This is a genomic window from Pseudomonas sp. 5Vm1k, assembly GCF_056161485.1.
The window spans coordinates 20,844-36,200 of record NZ_JBSPCZ010000024.1; the positions used below are offsets into that span (position 1 = coordinate 20,844).

The window sequence follows — 15,357 nt, forward strand, 5'->3', positions numbered from 1 at the left end:
CATCAAACAACAGCGCAAAAAAATCCAACAACATATAAATATTGGAGGACGCTAGCGCCCTCCACAGCTGAACTGGGGAAAACTAATCTGCAATCCTTTTTGAGTTTGAAATAAAATGGGTTCTTGAAAGTGGGGACTCGTAATAGTCCTCATCTAAGAAACGTAAAAGCCGCCGGAGTTCTGTACGATTCGTCGGAACCTGAATCCGACCATCCACGCTGAGATTGATCGGAAATTGAAAAGTCGTAGCAACCGCGACAATTTCTTGAACTGTAAAATTTTCTAAAACTGCCGACTGGCTAATTAAAGATATCTTCTTGCGAATTTGTGGACCTGCCGATTCTAGAAAATCTGCCACATCCCCTACTGCGAGTTTTTCATGCTCTGCGAATGTAGCAACCTCTTCATTAGTTGCCTCTTTAAAATATTCACTCAATTCAAAAACTCTGCGTGCAAAATGAAAGCTCTGAAATTTTAAAATATCACCCTCAATTACAGCCAGAAGTTTTGTATCTAAAGATAGGCCTGCATCTGTCATTTTTTGGAACTGATTACCCGCGAAGAACATCGCCAACCCACTACGAGCAATTAATCTTCGCCTTTCGAACAATTGAACAAGAATTTGAGTGTTGCTCTCAAATACCCTCCCCATAAATAACGCTTTCACGGAATCTAAGCTATGAAGAGCAGGATCATACTGATCGATAGTTAAGGGGTTAGCGACGGCGTTCGCCAAGCCATCTACATCAGCAAAATCGCTAATAGAAAGCAACTCTCCTTCCTCAGGAATATAGCGTCCATCGAAAGGAACAATTGTATCTACCCCTTCAAAGAAGGCATTCCCTTGGCTTTCAAATATTGCAGATATTTCTTCTTGGAGGTCTGCAGAGAGAGGAAATCTGATAATTCTTGATCCAGCAACATCAGTAAGAGCAAAAAGATTCATGGCTTATCCCTTTATGTCGGACTCTAATATTCCGTACTCACTTAGCTGAACAACCTTTTTTATACTAGTGACATTATTTATTGCTCGCTTACTGATCAGTAGATATGTCACCCCCTCCTGAGTTTCCACCTCGTAAAAATGAAATCCCAACATCCCTAATACTGGGTTTACCTGCAATGCATGGGTAGTCCAGAGCACAAACACTAACATTAGAGATGCCAACAACCATGCGCCTATATCAGCATCAGCTTGACCTTTAAAAATCAATGGCAACGCGTACGCAACAAAAAAACCAACGACTTCTTTATCTGCACTTTTTGCTTTCTTTATTACTATCGGCAACTGCTCAAACTTTGTTGAAGCGGAACTTATAATCCAGCTCGAAATAATTCCAAGTAGAACACACCCACATAGTGCCCATATCGCCATCAACCAGTTATGGTCTCGAGTTGCGAAAATGTAAGCCAGCGAAACTGATAATGGCGCTATCGCTGTGAGTGCTAGCAATACCCTAGTTGGTCTTCCTAACATTTCGCCTCCTTTACTTCTGGCTTGAATCATAGTCGAAGGAAATCGTTTTGCCGGGGATAAGTTGCATTTGGTGAAATCAGTGCAACGAGCCAAAGGCTCAACCCAAAATACTGTATATGCATACAGCCAAGATAACGAATCAATGCGATGACTGGTAAGATTCCTAGCATTCACAGCTAATTGTCGGCTGGAAACGACAGCCAAAGGACCGGCTGGACGTTAAAAAGGACCATTTAGCCTCTTAGGAGGCTGTACTACAAAAATTTCAGAATCATCTCTTTTTTCTCTTCACTACCAAAGCCTATAGTCCTTCCGTCACGTCTAGCGACCAGGTTTGGCGACCTGCAGATCGGATCAGTCCTTTACTCAAATCTGATTCGGAGTTTCACCCTTATGGAAAGATACATGCCCCTAACCGGAATCGACCTGGTCCCGGCTTCCCTGCTCATCGACACCCAAGCCCCACTCGACGTCCTGCAAGCCATGGCCGATTACCGCATCCGCACGGTCACGCAGGTGTTGGAGAATATCGCCTACCGCGCCGAGATCGGTTGCGACACGGTGGTGTTGGCGGACTTTTCCAAGTTGTTGGTCATTCCGTTGCGCGACGGTTGTGATTTGATGGATGTAATCGGTCGGCGCTTGCGGGCGCAGGTTAAGGCGTAAATGAAAACGGGTGCCGTGCAGGCACCCGTTTTTTTTGTCGGGGGAACGCGTGGAGGCATAGAATCCGTCGCGCACCTCGCCCCTACTTCGCAAGGACTGTGAATGCCATCCCATAAACGCCTCAGTAGCGTGTGTCATAGCCTCGCGCACCATGCCGGCAGTGCGCTGTCCTGGGTTCATCCCAATTTAAGTGAGGCGTTGCGGCCGTTGGGTGTCAGGGTTGCGGCGGTTGATTTGACGAAAGACGAGCCCTGCCCTCCGGCGCTGCAAAGTCATCCCTATTTGTCCAACGGGCTCAATGCGTTGAAAACGCGTTTCGAGGAGATGCTTGGGGCGGAAGGTTTCGCGCTTTCGGAGCTACAAGAAGCGACGGTGCTGTTTAACTTCGAAAACGGTAGCGACGACTATTGCTGTGAGTGCCATGCAAGGTTGGTCAACGTTAATGGCCGGCAGTACGTGGCAGCGGTGAATTATTTGGGCAAGTCCATCGTTCCGCAGTTTGGGTGATTTCAATAATGGGGCCGAAGACTGAGCAGCTTATTGGCGTGCTTGAGCAGCTTGCCGTGGTGCTTGAAAGCGATGGTGCCGTTCACTGGGGTCAGTGGATGCGCAAAGCGCGGGCGCACTTGCTGAACGGGGATGCCTATGGGGTCGACTATCTGTTGTCAGCCTACGGCGGGATGAGTTCGCTCAATGACCTTGTGCTTGGCCAAAGCTTTGTCGAGGGTGTCTTTGCCTGGAAACCTGGGCATGTTGAGTTGAATGAAAAGTTCGATGCGCTCAGGGACGAAGCCGCCACGCTCGCCCATGCGATTAAACGGGCTCTGGATTGATCGGTGAAAACACATCCGGCGTCCGCTGTGCCTTTACCCTCCTCTTTTTTATTTGAGTAACCGATGAACATGGATGAATTTCATCAAGGCAGTTGTCTGTGCGGGGCCGTGAAATATGAGGTTTCGGGTCAGCTGAAAGCCGTGTCGCACTGTCATTGCAGCAAATGCCGAAAGGCCCATGGTGCCGCATTCGCGACGTATGCCAGTGCTCCGAGGTCGGCGGTTTCCATTTCGAGCAGCGTGGAGGCGCTTAGGCGTTTTCAGTCGTCGGCCGGGGTGACGCGGCAGTTTTGTTCGATCTGTGGCACTTCGTTGTTTTGGTCGGATTCAAATGGCGAGTTTGCGGATTGGATTTCGATTGCGGTTGGTACGCTTGATACGCCGTTTCATGCGGAGAAGCAGCGGCATACGTGTGTGTCGGAGAAGGCGTCGTGGTTTGAAATTGGGGATCAATGGCCTCAGGATTGATCAGTTGTAGTCACTGCTAATTCATTGAACGGATTAGTTTTTCTTTGCGCTTAAATGGATGGAAACGCAATGCAACCACCTGTCTCTGACCCGATAAAGCGGGATTACTCTCCACTGACCGTAGGCTCCGCTCTCGTCGTAATTTTCGGTTTGTTGATCATGTTGTTGCGAATTGCGCAGCAGAATTACTTGATGGCGATTGGCGCGGTTTGGGTAGCGAACGGCCTGACATTTGTCCTGCATGTGCTGTATTGGCGGCGTTATGGCTTGTCCGATGGCCTCAAGGTTGCTGTCGTGTTCCAAGGCTTGATTACGATCGCACCGCTGCTGGCAGGCCAGTTTGGAGTGGCGTTGATTTTCCTCATGCTCGGTGGGGAGCTCCGCTTTTGGTAGTGCGCAGGTAATCGTGATTGCAGGTTTTGGGGCCGCTTCGCAGCCCAGCGGGGGCAAGCCCCCTCGCCACAGGGGAGCGGGTTGACGACGGGATTATTAATCCGGCCGGGAGCCGTCGCGCCAACCATCATTGGCGTCGATGGTCACCATCACGTCAATGAAGTTCTCATAAAAAATCCCCGGCGTAACATCCGCTCCATACCCAACCAATAAGCACCCCGGAGCACACCATCATGAAACGCCAAATCCTTCTCAGCATTGTTTTCTCGGTTTTCGCAGTTAACGCTTTTGCCGCGCCTTCTCGCACCATGATCGCTGAAGGCGGTTCGGATCGTTTGATTGAAAGCCGTGTGGCTGAGGGTGGTTCGGATCGTTTGATCGAGAATCGTGTTGCTGAAGGTGGCTCGGATCGTCTGGTTGAAAAACGCGTTGCTTAGGGTGGCTCTGATCGTCTGATCCAGAATCGCGTCGCTGAAGGTGGCTCCGATCGTCTGATCCAGAATCGCGTTGCTGAAGGTGGCTCTGATCGTCTGATCCAGAATCGCGTTGCTGAAGGTGGCTCGGATCGTCTGATCCAGAATCGTGTTGCTGAAGGTGGTTCCGACCGTCTGATCCAGAATCGTGTTGCTGAAGGTGGTTCCGACCGTCTGATCCAGAATCGCGTCGCTGAAGGTGGCTCGGATCGTCTGATCCAGAATCGCGTCGCTGAAGGTGGTTCCGATCGCCTGATTCAGAACCGCGTTGCCTGAATGAATGGTTTTACCGCGGGACTCAATGAAAAACCCGGCCTTATCAGCCGGGTTTTTTTATGCCTGCGATTCGGCGTTGTTCATGTGGTATCGAGGCGTTCGTTGAAGAGCAAAAGATCGCAGCCTTCAGCAGGCCCTACGGGTGTACGCCACGTCAGTCCTTATCGATCTGTTTCAACCTGGTCAAACCGCTCAGCCGCGCCGCTCTCACGCCCCTGCAGCCAATACCCCAACGCCGCCATCGGCACCGTCCCCAGCATCACCACCACTGCAATCTGCAACGGCTGATCTATCCACGTCGACACCAGCAAGCTGGCACCAAAGCACGCCCCCAGTTGTAACGCGTTTTGCAGCGCGGCAGCCTTGCCGGAGTTTTCCGGGAATGGCATCAGCGCATTGGTAATGATGATCGGGAAACTGGCACCGTTGACCAGTCCCATCAGGCAAAACGGGATCAGCAATGTGGTCAGGGTCGGCGTGGTCAACGTTGCCACCAGGTACAGCGCGATCATGCTGAGGCAATACGCGAGGATCAGCCACGGCAGCATGAGGTGGCCGCTGATGCGTTGCAGCAAACTGCGGCAACTGAAGCCGCCGATCAGGAAGCCGAGGGTGGGCAGTGCGTAACTCAGGCCGATGTCGCTGGGGCTGTAGCCCATGCCGCCGAGGATGAAAGGTGACGCGGTGAGCCAGGCGAAGAACGCAGCGGAGCAAGCAGCGTAGATCAGGACGTTGCCGCTGAAGGCTGGTGATTTGAGGAGTTGTCCGAAACTGATGTGGGAGCGTTCACCGTTGGCTGTCAGGCGTTTCGGTGTGGCTTTGAGCAACGCAGTGGGCACCAGCAGTGCGACGCTGATGCCGAGCAGTACGGCGAAAATTGCTTCCCAGCCCCAGTGATTGAGCAACATCGCGCCCAGCAGTGGCGCGAGTGCGGGTGACAGCGACATCAGCGGAATGATGCCGGCGAACAGGCGATTGGCCTGGTGTGCCGGGTAGCGGTCGATCACCAACGCTTGCCAGCTGACCGCCGCCGAGCACACGCCGATGGCCTGGATAAAGCGCAGTGCCCACAGTTGCACGGCGGTTTCGACCCAGAACATACCGAGGCAGCCCAGGGCAAAAAGGCTCAGGCCCATCAACAACACCGGTTTACGGCCGATGCGGTCCGACAACGGGCCCCACAACAATTGCCCGACGGCGAAACCGGCGAGGAAGATGCTCAGGCTCGCCCCGACCGCACCGGCGGTCAGGTGCAGGTCGCCGCCGATGACGCCGAACGCCGGTAGATACATGTCCATGCCCAGGTAGCCGAGCACGCTCAGCCCAATCAAGTAGCAGGTGAAGCCAAACGAGTTTTTCATCAACGCCCTAACTGAATCTTCAATCAAATAATTTGTTAGCAGCGTGCCATTATGGGCGGTGAGAATTTGGTGTGAAGCGATAATAATTGGACGTTCTTATCAATATTTTTGAAGGCACTTGAATGTGGTCTGAATATTCCCTGGATGTGGTCGATGCCGTGGCCCGGCATGGCAGCTTCAGTGCGGCGGCGCAGGAGCTGCACCGCGTACCGTCGGCGGTCAGTTACACCGTGCGTCAACTGGAGCAATGGCTGGCGGTGCCGTTGTTTGTGCGGCGGCATCGCGATGTCGAGCTGACGCCGGCCGGCAAGCTGTTTATCGAGCAGGCCCGTGGGGTGATGAAAAGCATGCTCGACACCCGACGCCTGTGCCAGCAAGTGGCCAACGGCTGGAGCGGTCAGTTGAGAGTGGCGGTGGACGCCATCGTCAAACAGGAACGCTGCCGGCAACTGGTGCTGGATTTTTATAAACAGTTTCCCGACGTGGAGTTGCTGCTCGGCTACGAGGTGTTTAACGGCGTGTGGGACGCCCTCGCCGATGAGCGCACCGACATCGTGATCGGCGCCACCAGTGCGGTGCCGGTGGCCAGTCACTACAGTTTTCGCGACATGGGCCTGTTGAACTGGTTGTGCGTGGCCAGCGCCGGGCATCCGTTGGCAGCGATGGATGGGCCGTTGGACGACGATCAACTGCGCCCCTACCCCGCGCTGTGCATGAACGACACCTCACGCCATCTACCCAAACGCGACACCTGGTCACTGGACAACCAGCGGCGGCTGGTGGTGCCTAACTGGGCCTCGGCCCTGGATTGTTTGCGCGAAGGGTTGTGCGTGGGCATGGGGCCGGCGCACCTGATGATCCCGTTCATTGAGCAAGGCGATCTGGTGGCCCTGAACCTGCAACGGCCCTTCGCCGCCAGCCCGTCCTGCGTGGCGTGGAACCAAAACAAGCTTTCGCCGGCGATGGCCTGGTTGCTGGATTATCTGGGGGATGTCGAGACGATGAATCAGGAATGGTTGAATGGCGAGCTACCCTCGACGTAAAGCACCCTTTACATCGCAAAAAACTTCGACGAGTATGTAAAGCACCTTTTACATCAGGACGATGCAATGAAACGCTACTACTACGAAATGGCCGCCTCACTCACCCTCTACATGATCATGCTGGCCGGCTCGCTGACGCTGCTACAACATCTGGAAAACGCCAGTACGGCCTTTCGGGTTACCGTAACGTTGATGCCAATGCTACCGGCAGCGTTGATGTGCTGGGCCATCGTGCGCAATCTTCGGCAGATGGATGAAATGCATTTGCGCATCCAGTTTGAGGCGCTTGGTTTTGCCTTTGCGGCGTCCGCGCTGCTCACCTTCAGTTATGGCTTTCTGGAGAATGTCGGGTTTCCACATCTCAACTGGACCTTTGTATGGCCGGTGATGGGTTTGATGTGGATCATTGGGCTTCAGGTCGCCAGACGTCGTTATCAATGAAAAATAAACTCAAGGAATTGCGCGCCGAGCGCAAGTGGTCGCAAGTTGATTTGGCCGCGCTGTTGAACGTCTCGCGGCAAACAATCAACGCAATTGAAAATGGGCGTTATGACCCAAGCCTTCCGCTGGCGTTTCAAATTGCCCGGGCGTTTGAGTTGCCGATCGAGAGTATTTTTGATGATGGCTCTACGGGTCCGTCGTGAAAGGCTCACGTGGGATTCGCATCAGCCATCGCAGGTGCTGGCGACACCGATCCCTACCTGCTTGAGATAGCCTTCCAGGGCGACTAAATCGTCAGTAGCAACGATCGCACCGACGTAGCCGTCAGGACGCACCAATACCCAATCGCCGATGGCGGGTTCATAAGCGCGATAAAAGTGCCCTTGATCATCCTGTATCTCGCCGCGTGGGCCGAAGGTATGGATATGCAGTCCGGGACGAGGCTGCACTGCCCCACGCGCTACTTCGTAACCCAGTAATGTCCAGTGCGCGCCCTGAAACAGGTTGAATAGCCGTAACACCTGGCCAGCGGCGCCACGCACCGCTGCATCCGGTGCGCGGTCGCCTGCGAACAAACGCCGAGCACGTTCGGGTCGCTCCATGGCGAGTGTCGATTGGGGATAGCCAATGTCGAGTTGATGCACCTCACGGCCACGACGCATATCGCCGCGCTTCAAGTCATCAAGAAGCTTTGTCGACAACCCAAGCACCGCCGCCGCAACGGGGCGCCGCTCCTCTTCATAGCTGTCGAGCAGTTTGTCAGGCGCGCCGTTGGCGACTGCGGCCAGTTTCCAGCCCAAATTGTAGGCGTCCTGCACGCTGGTATTGAGACCTTGGCCACCCGTCGGTGGATGAATGTGCGCGGCATCCCCTATGAGGAAAACCTGGCCGACTCGGTATCGATCCGCCAGCCGTGCATTCATCGTATAGGCCGATGACCAGGATACGGATTGGACATGAATATCGTGGCGGCCGGTACGCTGAGCAATGAACGCCGTAAGCCCATCGGCTGAAAGATCCATGTCCGCATCGAGCGGGATCGGGGCCTGGATCTGAAACAACTCGGTTCCGGCCAGAGGGCACAGCGCGATCTGCCGCCCCATGTCGCCAGCGCCGAAGCGGTGCCAGAAATCGCGCGAAAGCCCTGCCAGCACAACATCTGCCACCAATGCACGCACACCGAGGGTTTTTCCTGGAAATCCGACATTCAGCGTATGGCGCACATCGCTACGGCCGCCGTCGGCGCCAACCAGCCACCGCACGCGAAGCGCTTCTTCACCAGCCTTGCCGACCAGATGCGCTGTTACGCCACCCTGATCCTGCTCGAATCCCACCAACTCGCAACCAAATTCCGGCCAATGCCCCAGCTCAAGCAGGCGCTCTCGCATCACGCTTTCGGTCAGAAATTGCGGCACCATCAGCGGTAAATGATAAGGCTCGGCCGTCGTCGGGTCGTTAAGCACCATGACTTCAGAATCGCTGCTAGTGCCGTCGTCACGATATAGGCGCTCAGTCGGATAGACTCCTCCAACGGCAACGATGCGGTCGAGAATCCCGAGATCCTCGAATATTTCCTGAGTTCTTGGCTGAATACCTTTGCCGCGCGAACCGTGGAACGGGTGGTCCGCTTTCTCGACCAACCGGAAGGAAATCCCCCTTCTCGCCAAATCAATCGCCAAGGTGAGGCCGGCTGCACCCGCGCCGCAAATCAACACATCCACTGCGAATTGCTCTTTCATCTCAACCCCCTATATGTGCACTATGCACATATTCAGATGGAGAAAAAATAGTGTCAACAGAAAACGTGCAAACTACACATATAAATAACCAACTCCGAGAATTGCATGGGGCGCTGTTGGAGATCGTTGGGGTGATGAACCGCCCTCAGCGCGACGAAGCGATGGTCCGGGAGGCTGGAATATCTCTCGACCGAGCACTGTTCCCGCTGCTGGTTTTGGTGGAGCGGCTGGGGCCGATTGGCGTTGTTGAATTAGCCGACCGCGTGGGGCGCGATTACACCACTGTCAGCCGCCAGGTAGCGAAACTGGAAACCCTCGGCTTGATCTTCCGCCAGGGAAGCGCAGTCGACCGCCGAGTTCGAGAGTCGGTTATCACCGAGAAAGGCAAAGCGATGACTGACCGTGTCGATGAAGCACGCGAAAGGATTGGACAGTCGATATTCGCCACTTGGGATGAGGGGGATTTCGACAACTTGGTACGGCTCATGCGCAAATTTGCCGACGACATCAAAGATGATTCGCTACAGGCTTCAAAGGAATCCCTCTGATAGCGGTGCATGGCCAAGAAGTTCGGGTTTTCCAATACGTCACTTGATCAATTCGCCGACACCAACTTCAACCCAATAACGCCGCCCAAAATCAACACAATGCACAGCACCCGCAACGGCGTAGTGGAATCTCCCAATATCGCCATCCCGAGAATCGCCGTGCCCGCCGCGCCGATGCCGGTCCACACTGCGTAAGCCGTGCCTACTGGCAGCGAACGAAGCGCCAGTGAAAGTATGTAGACGCTCGACACACCGGTAGCGGCGGCGATGAGTCCAGGGGTCAATCGGGTGAAACCTTCCGAGCCTTTCATCGCGAACGCAAAGGCGATTTCGAGGATGCCGGCGAGACCTAGTAATAACCATGCCATGGTGGAGTTCCTTTTGTTAAATGAGCGAGCGCCTACACGGCGCTCGCCTAAAGGGTTCAGGCTTTATTGGCAGCCGCAGGGATCGAGCGGAACGTCACGCCGAAGCGGTTGAAGGCGTTCATCAAGCCAATGGCGTAAGTCAGGTCGGCCAGTTCCTTTTCGTTGAACTCGGCTGCGGTGGCTTGATAGTCCGCGTCTGGCACGCCGGTTTCGGCCACGTTCGTGACGGTTTCCGCCCAGGCGAGAGCGATGCGTTCGCGGGTGCTGAACACGGCACCGGCGTCGCGCCATACCGGCACCAGGACCAGTTTTTCCACGCTGACGCCAAGTTTGATCAGGTCCCGCGAGTGCATGTCGATGCAGTAAGCGCAGCCGTTGATTTGCGAGACTCGCAGGTACACAAGGTCGATCAATTCGTGGGGCAAACCGGACTTTTGCAAGGTGACGTACACGCCGCCGAATGCCTTGTAACCGTCGGGTGAAGCGCTGGCGTAGTCGATGCGATTAGTCATGATGAATCCTCTGTTGGCTGTTTTGAGGACTCCATCGTGGTGCGTCATGGACTAGCGGTGAAGGTCCATGATCTGCCTATTGTCATGGGCCATACTTCTTCATTCATGGACCAGTCGAAAAGGCGCTTCATGGATCTTTTTCCTGGGTCATGGGGTTCGTAGCATGGGTGCCTCTGTCGATCATCCGGAAGGTAAAAACCATGAACATCCTGCATGTCAGTTGCAGCCCGTGCGGGCAAGCGTCCGAGAGCTATCGGCTTTCGCAAACCTTGATCGGGCATTTATTGAAGCGCGACCCAGGCGCCGAATTGATCAACCGGGTGGTGGGCGCTGGTGGAATCGCCCATGTGGATGAGCACTACGCGATCTCCCAGCAGTCGCTCGAAGACATTGCGCGGGATGGCTCTTTTATCCAGTCCGAAGCATTGATCAACGAACTGGAAAGCGCGGACGTGTTGGTCATCAGTACGCCGATGCACAACTTCACCGTGCCTTCGGCATTGAAGGTGTGGATCGATCATGTCGCACGGGTGCGCCGGACGTTTAATGTCGGCGCCCAAGGCAAAACACCGATGCTGCGCGATCGTCCGGTATTTGTGGCCATTGCTTCAGGCGGGCGATTTTCCGGGGAGCGTGCGCGTCAGCCGGACTTTCTGACGCCGTATCTCAAAGCCGTGCTAAACATGATCGGGCTGCATGATCTAAATTTCTTCACTGTGGAAGGCACCGCCCTCGGCCCGGACGCTGTCGCTGAGGCCAGGGCCGCGACAGATCAGGCGCTGCAGGCGTATTTCCAGAATCTCGAGGCGCAATGACAAATCCTGGCAAGCCTTTTTCACCCCTGGACCCAACATCCAGAGAACCGATCTACCGGCAAATCTACTGGCGGTTCCGCAGCGCGATTTCCGATGGCGCGCTCACGCCGGGTGAGCGGATTCCGGCGGCCCGGGCATTGGCGAAGGAACTCGGACTGGCCCGAGGCACCATCGATACCGCGTATTCCCTGCTGACCGCCGAAGGCTACATTCAGGCGCGCGGCCAGGCCGGTACGGTGGTGGCGCCGGGGATCAATGTGCGGGCGCCCTCTTCTGCCACCGAACGGAGCATCGAAAATATCTCGATCCGGCACAAGGCGCCGATCCTGCCGTTTCAAATGGCCTTGCCGGCGCTGGACGCTTTTCCCCGGAAAATCTGGGCGCAAATCGGCGCCCGTTGCGTTCGCGCCACGCAGGTCGCGGACATGGCCAACCCATCGGTGTATGGACTGGAATCGTTGCGCATCGCGATTGCCACTTATCTGCAGGTCGCTCGGGGCATTACCTGTTCGCCTTTCCAGGTATTCATCACTTCGGGTTACCGCAACACCCTGGCGCTGATCGCCCATGCATTGCTCAAACCGGGTGACCGCGTGCTGGTTGAAGATCCGGGCTACCTGCCGACCCGCCAATTGCTTGCACATCTGCAGATTGCAACGGTGCCGGTCCCGGTCGATCAGGACGGCATGCAGGTCACACACGCCGTGAACAATACGGTGGACGCGCGCGCGGCCGTGGTCACGCCGGCTCATCAGAGTCCTTTGTGCGTGTCGTTGTCGTTACCGCGCCGGCTGGAATTGCTGGAATGGGCGAGCCGCGAGCAAGCCTGGATTGTCGAGGACGACTACGACGGAGAATACCGCTACGTCAGCCGCCCGCTGCCCGCGCTCAAGAGTCTGGATCGCGACGGTCGGGTGCTGTATGCCGGCACGTTCAGCAAGGTGCTGTTTCCCGGGATTCGTCTCTCGTATCTGGTGGTGCCGCCAGCGCAGGTCGAACGCTTCGAGCACATCGGCCAGACGTTCCTCGGCGGCTGCCCGGAACTCACCCAAGCGATCGTCGCCACGTTTCTCACCGAGGGGCATTTTGCCCGGCATATCCAGCGCATGCGCAAACTCTACGGTGAACGTCGGGAGGCGACCGCGCGGGGGCTCAAGGCAGTCCTGGGCGAGCGCATTCGCATAGATGCGCAGCCCGGTGGCATGCACCTGATCCTGCGACTGACAGATCAACAGTCTGATCGCGCGCTGGTCGAGCGCCTTCAACATGCGGGGATCTACGCCGAAGCCTTGAGCGATTTCAGTTTTCATGGCCAGACTGATTCGGCGCTGTTGCTCGGCTTCGCCAACATCGATTCCCAAGCCACCGCCGAACGTCTCGGCAAACGTATTCTGGAGTTGCTGTAACGCCTTCATGGCCTACTCAAACACTCGGTTCTTGGCGCTTTTGCATCAGTCCACCACACCGCAGGATGAGGCGCTCAGCCCTCAAGCGGACATAATCGATGCCCTCCCCACTTCGCAGCATTGCTGTTTTCTCCGGGTCCAATTACGGCTTCAACCCCGCCTATGCCGATGGCGCCCGCGCCTTGGGCCGGGAAATCGCCAAGCGTGGCGTGCGACTGGTCTACGGCGGCACCGACAAGGGTTTGATGGGCGTCGTCGCCGATGCCGTGCTCGCCGAGGGCGGTGAAGTGGTCGGCATCATCACCCGCCTGCTGCACGACCTCGGTCATCTGCATGGCGGACTGACCCGACATGAAATCACGCCGGATATGCGCAGCCGCAAGATGCGCATGAGTGAATGGGCAGATGCCTTCATTGCCTTGCCGGGTGGCTTGGGGACCTTTGAAGAGTTGTTTGAAGTCGCGACATTGACGCAACTCGGCGAACATCACAAAGGCGTCGCCTGCCTCAACATCGGCGACTTTTTCAACCCGGTGCGCAGCCTGCTCGACCACGCGGTGAAGGAAGGTTTCATGAAGACCGAACACAGTGAAATGCTGATCTTCGACACCGAGCCAGCGGCGCTGATCGATGCGCTGGAACAGTGGCAAGCGCCCAACGTCAACAAATGGATCGCCCCCGCACAGACTTGAAACCACCACAAACCCCTGTAGGAGCGAGGCTTGCCCGCGAAGACGGCGTGTCCGACACATCAATGTTGGCTGACACACCGCCTTCGCGGGCAAGCCTCGCTCCTACAGGGGGGAATCAGCGATGCGTGCCCATCGGCGCATGCTCGGCCATCAGTTCGCAAATCCAATCGATAAACACCCGCAGCTTGCGGCTGATATGTCGGTTGGGCGGAAACGCGACGTAGATCGGCATCGGATCAAGCCGCCAGCCGTCGAACAGCCGCACCAGATCGCCCCGTGCTTCGTGGGTCTTGGACATGTAGTCGGGCATCCACAACACGCCGAGCCCAGCCAGGCCCGCCGCGAGGTAGGCATTGCCATCGTCGACCGCCAGCACGTAGCGACCCTTGATCTCCAGACTCTCACTGTCACTTTGCATGGCGTAGGGCAAGGCCCTTCCGGTGCGCGCCCAGAGGAAACCGACAATGCGATGCGCCGATTCTTCCAGCTCCCGAGGATGTAACGGCGTGCCGACACGCGCCAGGTAGCTCGGTGCTGCAAACACCCCGAGCTGCAGGTCGCCGACCCGTCGCGCCATCAGCGACTGATCGGTGAGTTCACCGCCGCGCACCACGCAATCGACGTTCTCCCCGATGATATCGACCATCCGATCACTGACGCCCATGTCGATCTGAATGTCGGGATAGCGCGCATGAAACTCCGGCAACGCTGGCACCAGAATCATGCTCGCCAACGGACTCGGCACGTCCACCCGCAGGCGACCGCGAGGCTGCACCGAAGCGCCGGACAACCCCGTCTCGGCATCGTCCAGATCCGCCAGCAGCCGCACCACCCGCTCGTAAAACACCGCGCCGTCAGCGGTGACATTCACCTTGCGTGTGGTGCGATTCAGCAACTTGACCCGCAACCGCGCCTCCAGTTGCTGCACCAGCTGCGTCACGCTGGTCTTGCTCATGTGCAACGTCTCGGCAGCCTTGGTGAAACTGCCCGCCTCCACGACTCGCGCAAACGCCTGCATCGCATCAAAACGGTCCATTTTCGCCCCGGATTGTTTGGGATTTACAAACAGTGATAGCTACGGTTGCTCGTTTATCAGGAAGGTGCAAGTCCCTACAGTCACTTCATCGTTAATGACGGGTCACTGTTGACCTGCCGATGGAGGCACTTTATGACTCAGCGTGATGTGGTTTTCCCGCCTGGACGCCAGGCACTTTACGAACGCAATCGCTATTCGCCAGCGATCAAGTCCAATGGCTTTTTGTTTGTGTCGGGGCAAGTGGGCAGCACTGAAGATGGCTCGCCGGAACCGGACCTTGAGGACCAGGTGCGGCTGGCGTTCACCAACTTGAATGCGATCCTGCATGAGGCCGGTTGTACGTTTGACGACGTGATTGATGTGACGGTATTTATCGTCGATCCGCAGGAACGGTTTGAAAAGATCTGGAGCGTGGTGCCGGAGTTCTGGGGCAATGCGCCGCATCCGACGGTAACCGCTGTGGGTGTGACGTGGCTGTATGGTTTCCAGTTCGAAATCAAAGTCATCGCCAAACTGCCGGAAGCCACCACAAACTGACCTGCCCACCACCGATCCCCTGTGGGTGCGGGCTTGCTCGCGAAGGCTGCTTAACATTCACCCTAGAGGCTGACTGTTACACCGCTTTCGCGAGCAAGCCCGCTCCCACAGGGGGTTATGCGTCATGGTTAAAACTGGTGAATCTGAAGCCGCTGCTCTGTTAAAGGACCAGCGGCTTTTTTCGTTATAGGGGAACAGCGTCGCACCGTTACCGAATGGCGACACCCGGTTGCGGATGGGGCCAACCCGGCCTATGGTCCAAGCGTGATTTGC

Annotated in this window: 20 protein-coding genes and 1 pseudogene; 14 read left to right on the forward strand and 7 right to left on the reverse strand. The window is 56.2% G+C overall.

The window, feature by feature from the left end; genetic code table 11:
• Positions 1 to 82: 82 nt before the first annotated feature.
• A complete protein-coding gene (locus ACWIKB_RS29875) occupies positions 83 to 946 on the reverse strand; it encodes a Kiwa anti-phage protein KwaB-like domain-containing protein (RefSeq protein ID WP_475271111.1) in 864 nt (287 codons plus the stop codon).
• 3 nt (positions 947 to 949) lie between these two features.
• Positions 950 to 1,477: a hypothetical protein gene (locus tag ACWIKB_RS29880; protein WP_475271112.1), complete on the reverse strand. Its 528-nt coding sequence runs from the start codon at positions 1,475 to 1,477 to the stop codon at positions 950 to 952.
• A gap of 393 nt (positions 1,478 to 1,870) precedes the next feature.
• Between ACWIKB_RS29880 and ACWIKB_RS29885 the strand changes: the two genes are divergently transcribed.
• The 6 genes and pseudogenes from ACWIKB_RS29885 (at position 1,871) to ACWIKB_RS29910 (ending at position 4,586) form a co-directional block, all read left to right on the forward strand.
• A complete protein-coding gene (locus ACWIKB_RS29885) occupies positions 1,871 to 2,143 on the forward strand; it encodes a hypothetical protein (protein WP_475271113.1) in 273 nt (90 codons plus the stop codon).
• 102 nt (positions 2,144 to 2,245) lie between these two features.
• Positions 2,246 to 2,650 carry a hypothetical protein gene (locus ACWIKB_RS29890; RefSeq protein WP_475271114.1) on the forward strand — a complete coding sequence of 135 codons (405 nt, stop codon included), beginning with the start codon at positions 2,246 to 2,248 and terminating at the stop codon, positions 2,648 to 2,650.
• Between the two features lie 8 nt (positions 2,651 to 2,658).
• The gene (locus tag ACWIKB_RS29895) at positions 2,659 to 2,976 is read left to right on the forward strand and encodes a DUF6966 domain-containing protein (RefSeq protein ID WP_475271115.1); all 318 of its coding nucleotides are present in this window, start codon (positions 2,659 to 2,661) and stop codon (positions 2,974 to 2,976) included.
• Positions 2,977 to 3,045: 69 nt separating this feature from the next.
• Positions 3,046 to 3,444, forward strand: coding sequence for a GFA family protein (locus ACWIKB_RS29900; protein WP_475271170.1), 399 nt, complete (start codon positions 3,046 to 3,048; stop codon positions 3,442 to 3,444).
• Between the two features lie 69 nt (positions 3,445 to 3,513).
• Positions 3,514 to 3,837: a hypothetical protein gene (locus tag ACWIKB_RS29905; RefSeq protein WP_475271116.1), complete on the forward strand. Its 324-nt coding sequence runs from the start codon at positions 3,514 to 3,516 to the stop codon at positions 3,835 to 3,837.
• 233 nt (positions 3,838 to 4,070) lie between these two features.
• Positions 4,071 to 4,586: pseudogene (locus ACWIKB_RS29910) on the forward strand (phage infection protein).
• 161 nt (positions 4,587 to 4,747) lie between these two features.
• On the opposite strand, the gene punC reads toward ACWIKB_RS29910, so the two are convergent.
• Positions 4,748 to 5,947, reverse strand: coding sequence for a purine nucleoside transporter PunC (punC, locus tag ACWIKB_RS29915; protein ID WP_475271117.1), 1,200 nt, complete (start codon positions 5,945 to 5,947; stop codon positions 4,748 to 4,750).
• A 122-nt stretch (positions 5,948 to 6,069) separates the two neighbouring features.
• Between punC and punR the strand changes: the two genes are divergently transcribed.
• From punR to ACWIKB_RS29930, 3 genes are all read left to right on the forward strand, one after another.
• On the forward strand, positions 6,070 to 6,990 hold the full coding sequence (gene punR, locus ACWIKB_RS29920) for a DNA-binding transcriptional activator PunR (RefSeq protein ID WP_475271118.1): 921 nt from the start codon (positions 6,070 to 6,072) through the stop codon (positions 6,988 to 6,990).
• Between the two features lie 66 nt (positions 6,991 to 7,056).
• A complete protein-coding gene (locus ACWIKB_RS29925; RefSeq protein ID WP_475271119.1) occupies positions 7,057 to 7,431 on the forward strand; it encodes a hypothetical protein in 375 nt (124 codons plus the stop codon).
• On the forward strand, positions 7,428 to 7,634 hold the full coding sequence (locus ACWIKB_RS29930) for a helix-turn-helix transcriptional regulator (protein ID WP_290028944.1): 207 nt from the start codon (positions 7,428 to 7,430) through the stop codon (positions 7,632 to 7,634). The genes ACWIKB_RS29925 and ACWIKB_RS29930 overlap by 4 nt, the downstream gene beginning before the upstream one ends.
• 21 nt (positions 7,635 to 7,655) lie before the next feature.
• Here the strand turns inward: ACWIKB_RS29930 and ACWIKB_RS29935 are convergent, their stop codons facing one another.
• Positions 7,656 to 9,170 carry an FAD-dependent oxidoreductase gene (locus tag ACWIKB_RS29935; RefSeq protein ID WP_475271120.1) on the reverse strand — a complete coding sequence of 505 codons (1,515 nt, stop codon included), beginning with the start codon at positions 9,168 to 9,170 and terminating at the stop codon, positions 7,656 to 7,658.
• 50 nt (positions 9,171 to 9,220) lie between these two features.
• Between ACWIKB_RS29935 and ACWIKB_RS29940 the strand changes: the two genes are divergently transcribed.
• Positions 9,221 to 9,718 carry a MarR family winged helix-turn-helix transcriptional regulator gene (locus ACWIKB_RS29940; protein ID WP_475271121.1) on the forward strand — a complete coding sequence of 166 codons (498 nt, stop codon included), beginning with the start codon at positions 9,221 to 9,223 and terminating at the stop codon, positions 9,716 to 9,718.
• Positions 9,719 to 9,765: 47 nt separating this feature from the next.
• Here ACWIKB_RS29940 and ACWIKB_RS29945 read toward each other — a convergent pair whose 3' ends face one another.
• Both ACWIKB_RS29945 and ACWIKB_RS29950 read right to left on the reverse strand, forming a co-directional pair.
• On the reverse strand, positions 9,766 to 10,086 hold the full coding sequence (locus tag ACWIKB_RS29945; RefSeq protein WP_475271122.1) for a DMT family transporter: 321 nt from the start codon (positions 10,084 to 10,086) through the stop codon (positions 9,766 to 9,768).
• 56 nt (positions 10,087 to 10,142) lie between these two features.
• Complete coding sequence (locus tag ACWIKB_RS29950) at positions 10,143 to 10,598, reverse strand: carboxymuconolactone decarboxylase family protein (RefSeq protein ID WP_475271123.1); 456 nt, start codon at positions 10,596 to 10,598, stop codon at positions 10,143 to 10,145.
• A gap of 200 nt (positions 10,599 to 10,798) precedes the next feature.
• Here ACWIKB_RS29950 and ACWIKB_RS29955 point away from each other — a divergent pair, with 200 nt between their 5' ends.
• From ACWIKB_RS29955 to ACWIKB_RS29965, 3 genes are all read left to right on the forward strand, one after another.
• Positions 10,799 to 11,413 (forward strand): FMN-dependent NADH-azoreductase, encoded by a 615-nt coding sequence (locus tag ACWIKB_RS29955; protein ID WP_475271124.1) that lies wholly within the window; start codon positions 10,799 to 10,801, stop codon positions 11,411 to 11,413.
• Entirely contained in the window at positions 11,410 to 12,819 is a 1,410-nt protein-coding gene (gene pdxR / locus ACWIKB_RS29960) for a MocR-like pyridoxine biosynthesis transcription factor PdxR (protein ID WP_475271125.1), read from the forward strand. Before ACWIKB_RS29955 ends, pdxR begins: the two co-directional genes overlap by 4 nt.
• 98 nt (positions 12,820 to 12,917) lie before the next feature.
• Entirely contained in the window at positions 12,918 to 13,511 is a 594-nt protein-coding gene (locus tag ACWIKB_RS29965) for an LOG family protein (protein ID WP_475271126.1), read from the forward strand.
• A gap of 115 nt (positions 13,512 to 13,626) precedes the next feature.
• Here ACWIKB_RS29965 and ACWIKB_RS29970 read toward each other — a convergent pair whose 3' ends face one another.
• Entirely contained in the window at positions 13,627 to 14,547 is a 921-nt protein-coding gene (locus ACWIKB_RS29970; protein WP_475271127.1) for a LysR family transcriptional regulator, read from the reverse strand.
• Between the two features lie 132 nt (positions 14,548 to 14,679).
• On the opposite strand from ACWIKB_RS29970, the gene ACWIKB_RS29975 reads away from it, so the two are divergent.
• Complete coding sequence (locus ACWIKB_RS29975; protein WP_475271128.1) at positions 14,680 to 15,084, forward strand: RidA family protein; 405 nt, start codon at positions 14,680 to 14,682, stop codon at positions 15,082 to 15,084.
• Positions 15,085 to 15,357 lie beyond the last annotated feature (273 nt).

Excerpts from the sequence above, each read along its gene's own strand:
- ACWIKB_RS29875 (WP_475271111.1), bottom strand. The coding sequence starts at position 946 with ATGAATCTTTTTGCTCTTACTGATGTTGCTGGATCAAGAATTATCAGA.
- ACWIKB_RS29880 (WP_475271112.1), bottom strand. The coding sequence starts at position 1,477 with ATGTTAGGAAGACCAACTAGGGTATTGCTAGCACTCACAGCGATAGCG.
- ACWIKB_RS29885 (WP_475271113.1), top strand. The coding sequence starts at position 1,871 with ATGGAAAGATACATGCCCCTAACCGGAATCGACCTGGTCCCGGCTTCC.
- ACWIKB_RS29890 (WP_475271114.1), top strand. The coding sequence starts at position 2,246 with ATGCCATCCCATAAACGCCTCAGTAGCGTGTGTCATAGCCTCGCGCAC.
- ACWIKB_RS29895 (WP_475271115.1), top strand. The coding sequence starts at position 2,659 with ATGGGGCCGAAGACTGAGCAGCTTATTGGCGTGCTTGAGCAGCTTGCC.
- ACWIKB_RS29900 (WP_475271170.1), top strand. The coding sequence starts at position 3,046 with ATGGATGAATTTCATCAAGGCAGTTGTCTGTGCGGGGCCGTGAAATAT.
- ACWIKB_RS29905 (WP_475271116.1), top strand. The coding sequence starts at position 3,514 with ATGCAACCACCTGTCTCTGACCCGATAAAGCGGGATTACTCTCCACTG.
- punC (WP_475271117.1), bottom strand. The coding sequence starts at position 5,947 with ATGAAAAACTCGTTTGGCTTCACCTGCTACTTGATTGGGCTGAGCGTG.
- punR (WP_475271118.1), top strand. The coding sequence starts at position 6,070 with ATGTGGTCTGAATATTCCCTGGATGTGGTCGATGCCGTGGCCCGGCAT.
- ACWIKB_RS29925 (WP_475271119.1), top strand. The coding sequence starts at position 7,057 with ATGAAACGCTACTACTACGAAATGGCCGCCTCACTCACCCTCTACATG.
- ACWIKB_RS29930 (WP_290028944.1), top strand. The coding sequence starts at position 7,428 with ATGAAAAATAAACTCAAGGAATTGCGCGCCGAGCGCAAGTGGTCGCAA.
- ACWIKB_RS29935 (WP_475271120.1), bottom strand. The coding sequence starts at position 9,170 with ATGAAAGAGCAATTCGCAGTGGATGTGTTGATTTGCGGCGCGGGTGCA.
- ACWIKB_RS29945 (WP_475271122.1), bottom strand. The coding sequence starts at position 10,086 with ATGGCATGGTTATTACTAGGTCTCGCCGGCATCCTCGAAATCGCCTTT.
- ACWIKB_RS29950 (WP_475271123.1), bottom strand. The coding sequence starts at position 10,598 with ATGACTAATCGCATCGACTACGCCAGCGCTTCACCCGACGGTTACAAG.
- ACWIKB_RS29955 (WP_475271124.1), top strand. The coding sequence starts at position 10,799 with ATGAACATCCTGCATGTCAGTTGCAGCCCGTGCGGGCAAGCGTCCGAG.
- pdxR (WP_475271125.1), top strand. The coding sequence starts at position 11,410 with ATGACAAATCCTGGCAAGCCTTTTTCACCCCTGGACCCAACATCCAGA.
- ACWIKB_RS29965 (WP_475271126.1), top strand. The coding sequence starts at position 12,918 with ATGCCCTCCCCACTTCGCAGCATTGCTGTTTTCTCCGGGTCCAATTAC.
- ACWIKB_RS29970 (WP_475271127.1), bottom strand. The coding sequence starts at position 14,547 with ATGGACCGTTTTGATGCGATGCAGGCGTTTGCGCGAGTCGTGGAGGCG.
- ACWIKB_RS29975 (WP_475271128.1), top strand. The coding sequence starts at position 14,680 with ATGACTCAGCGTGATGTGGTTTTCCCGCCTGGACGCCAGGCACTTTAC.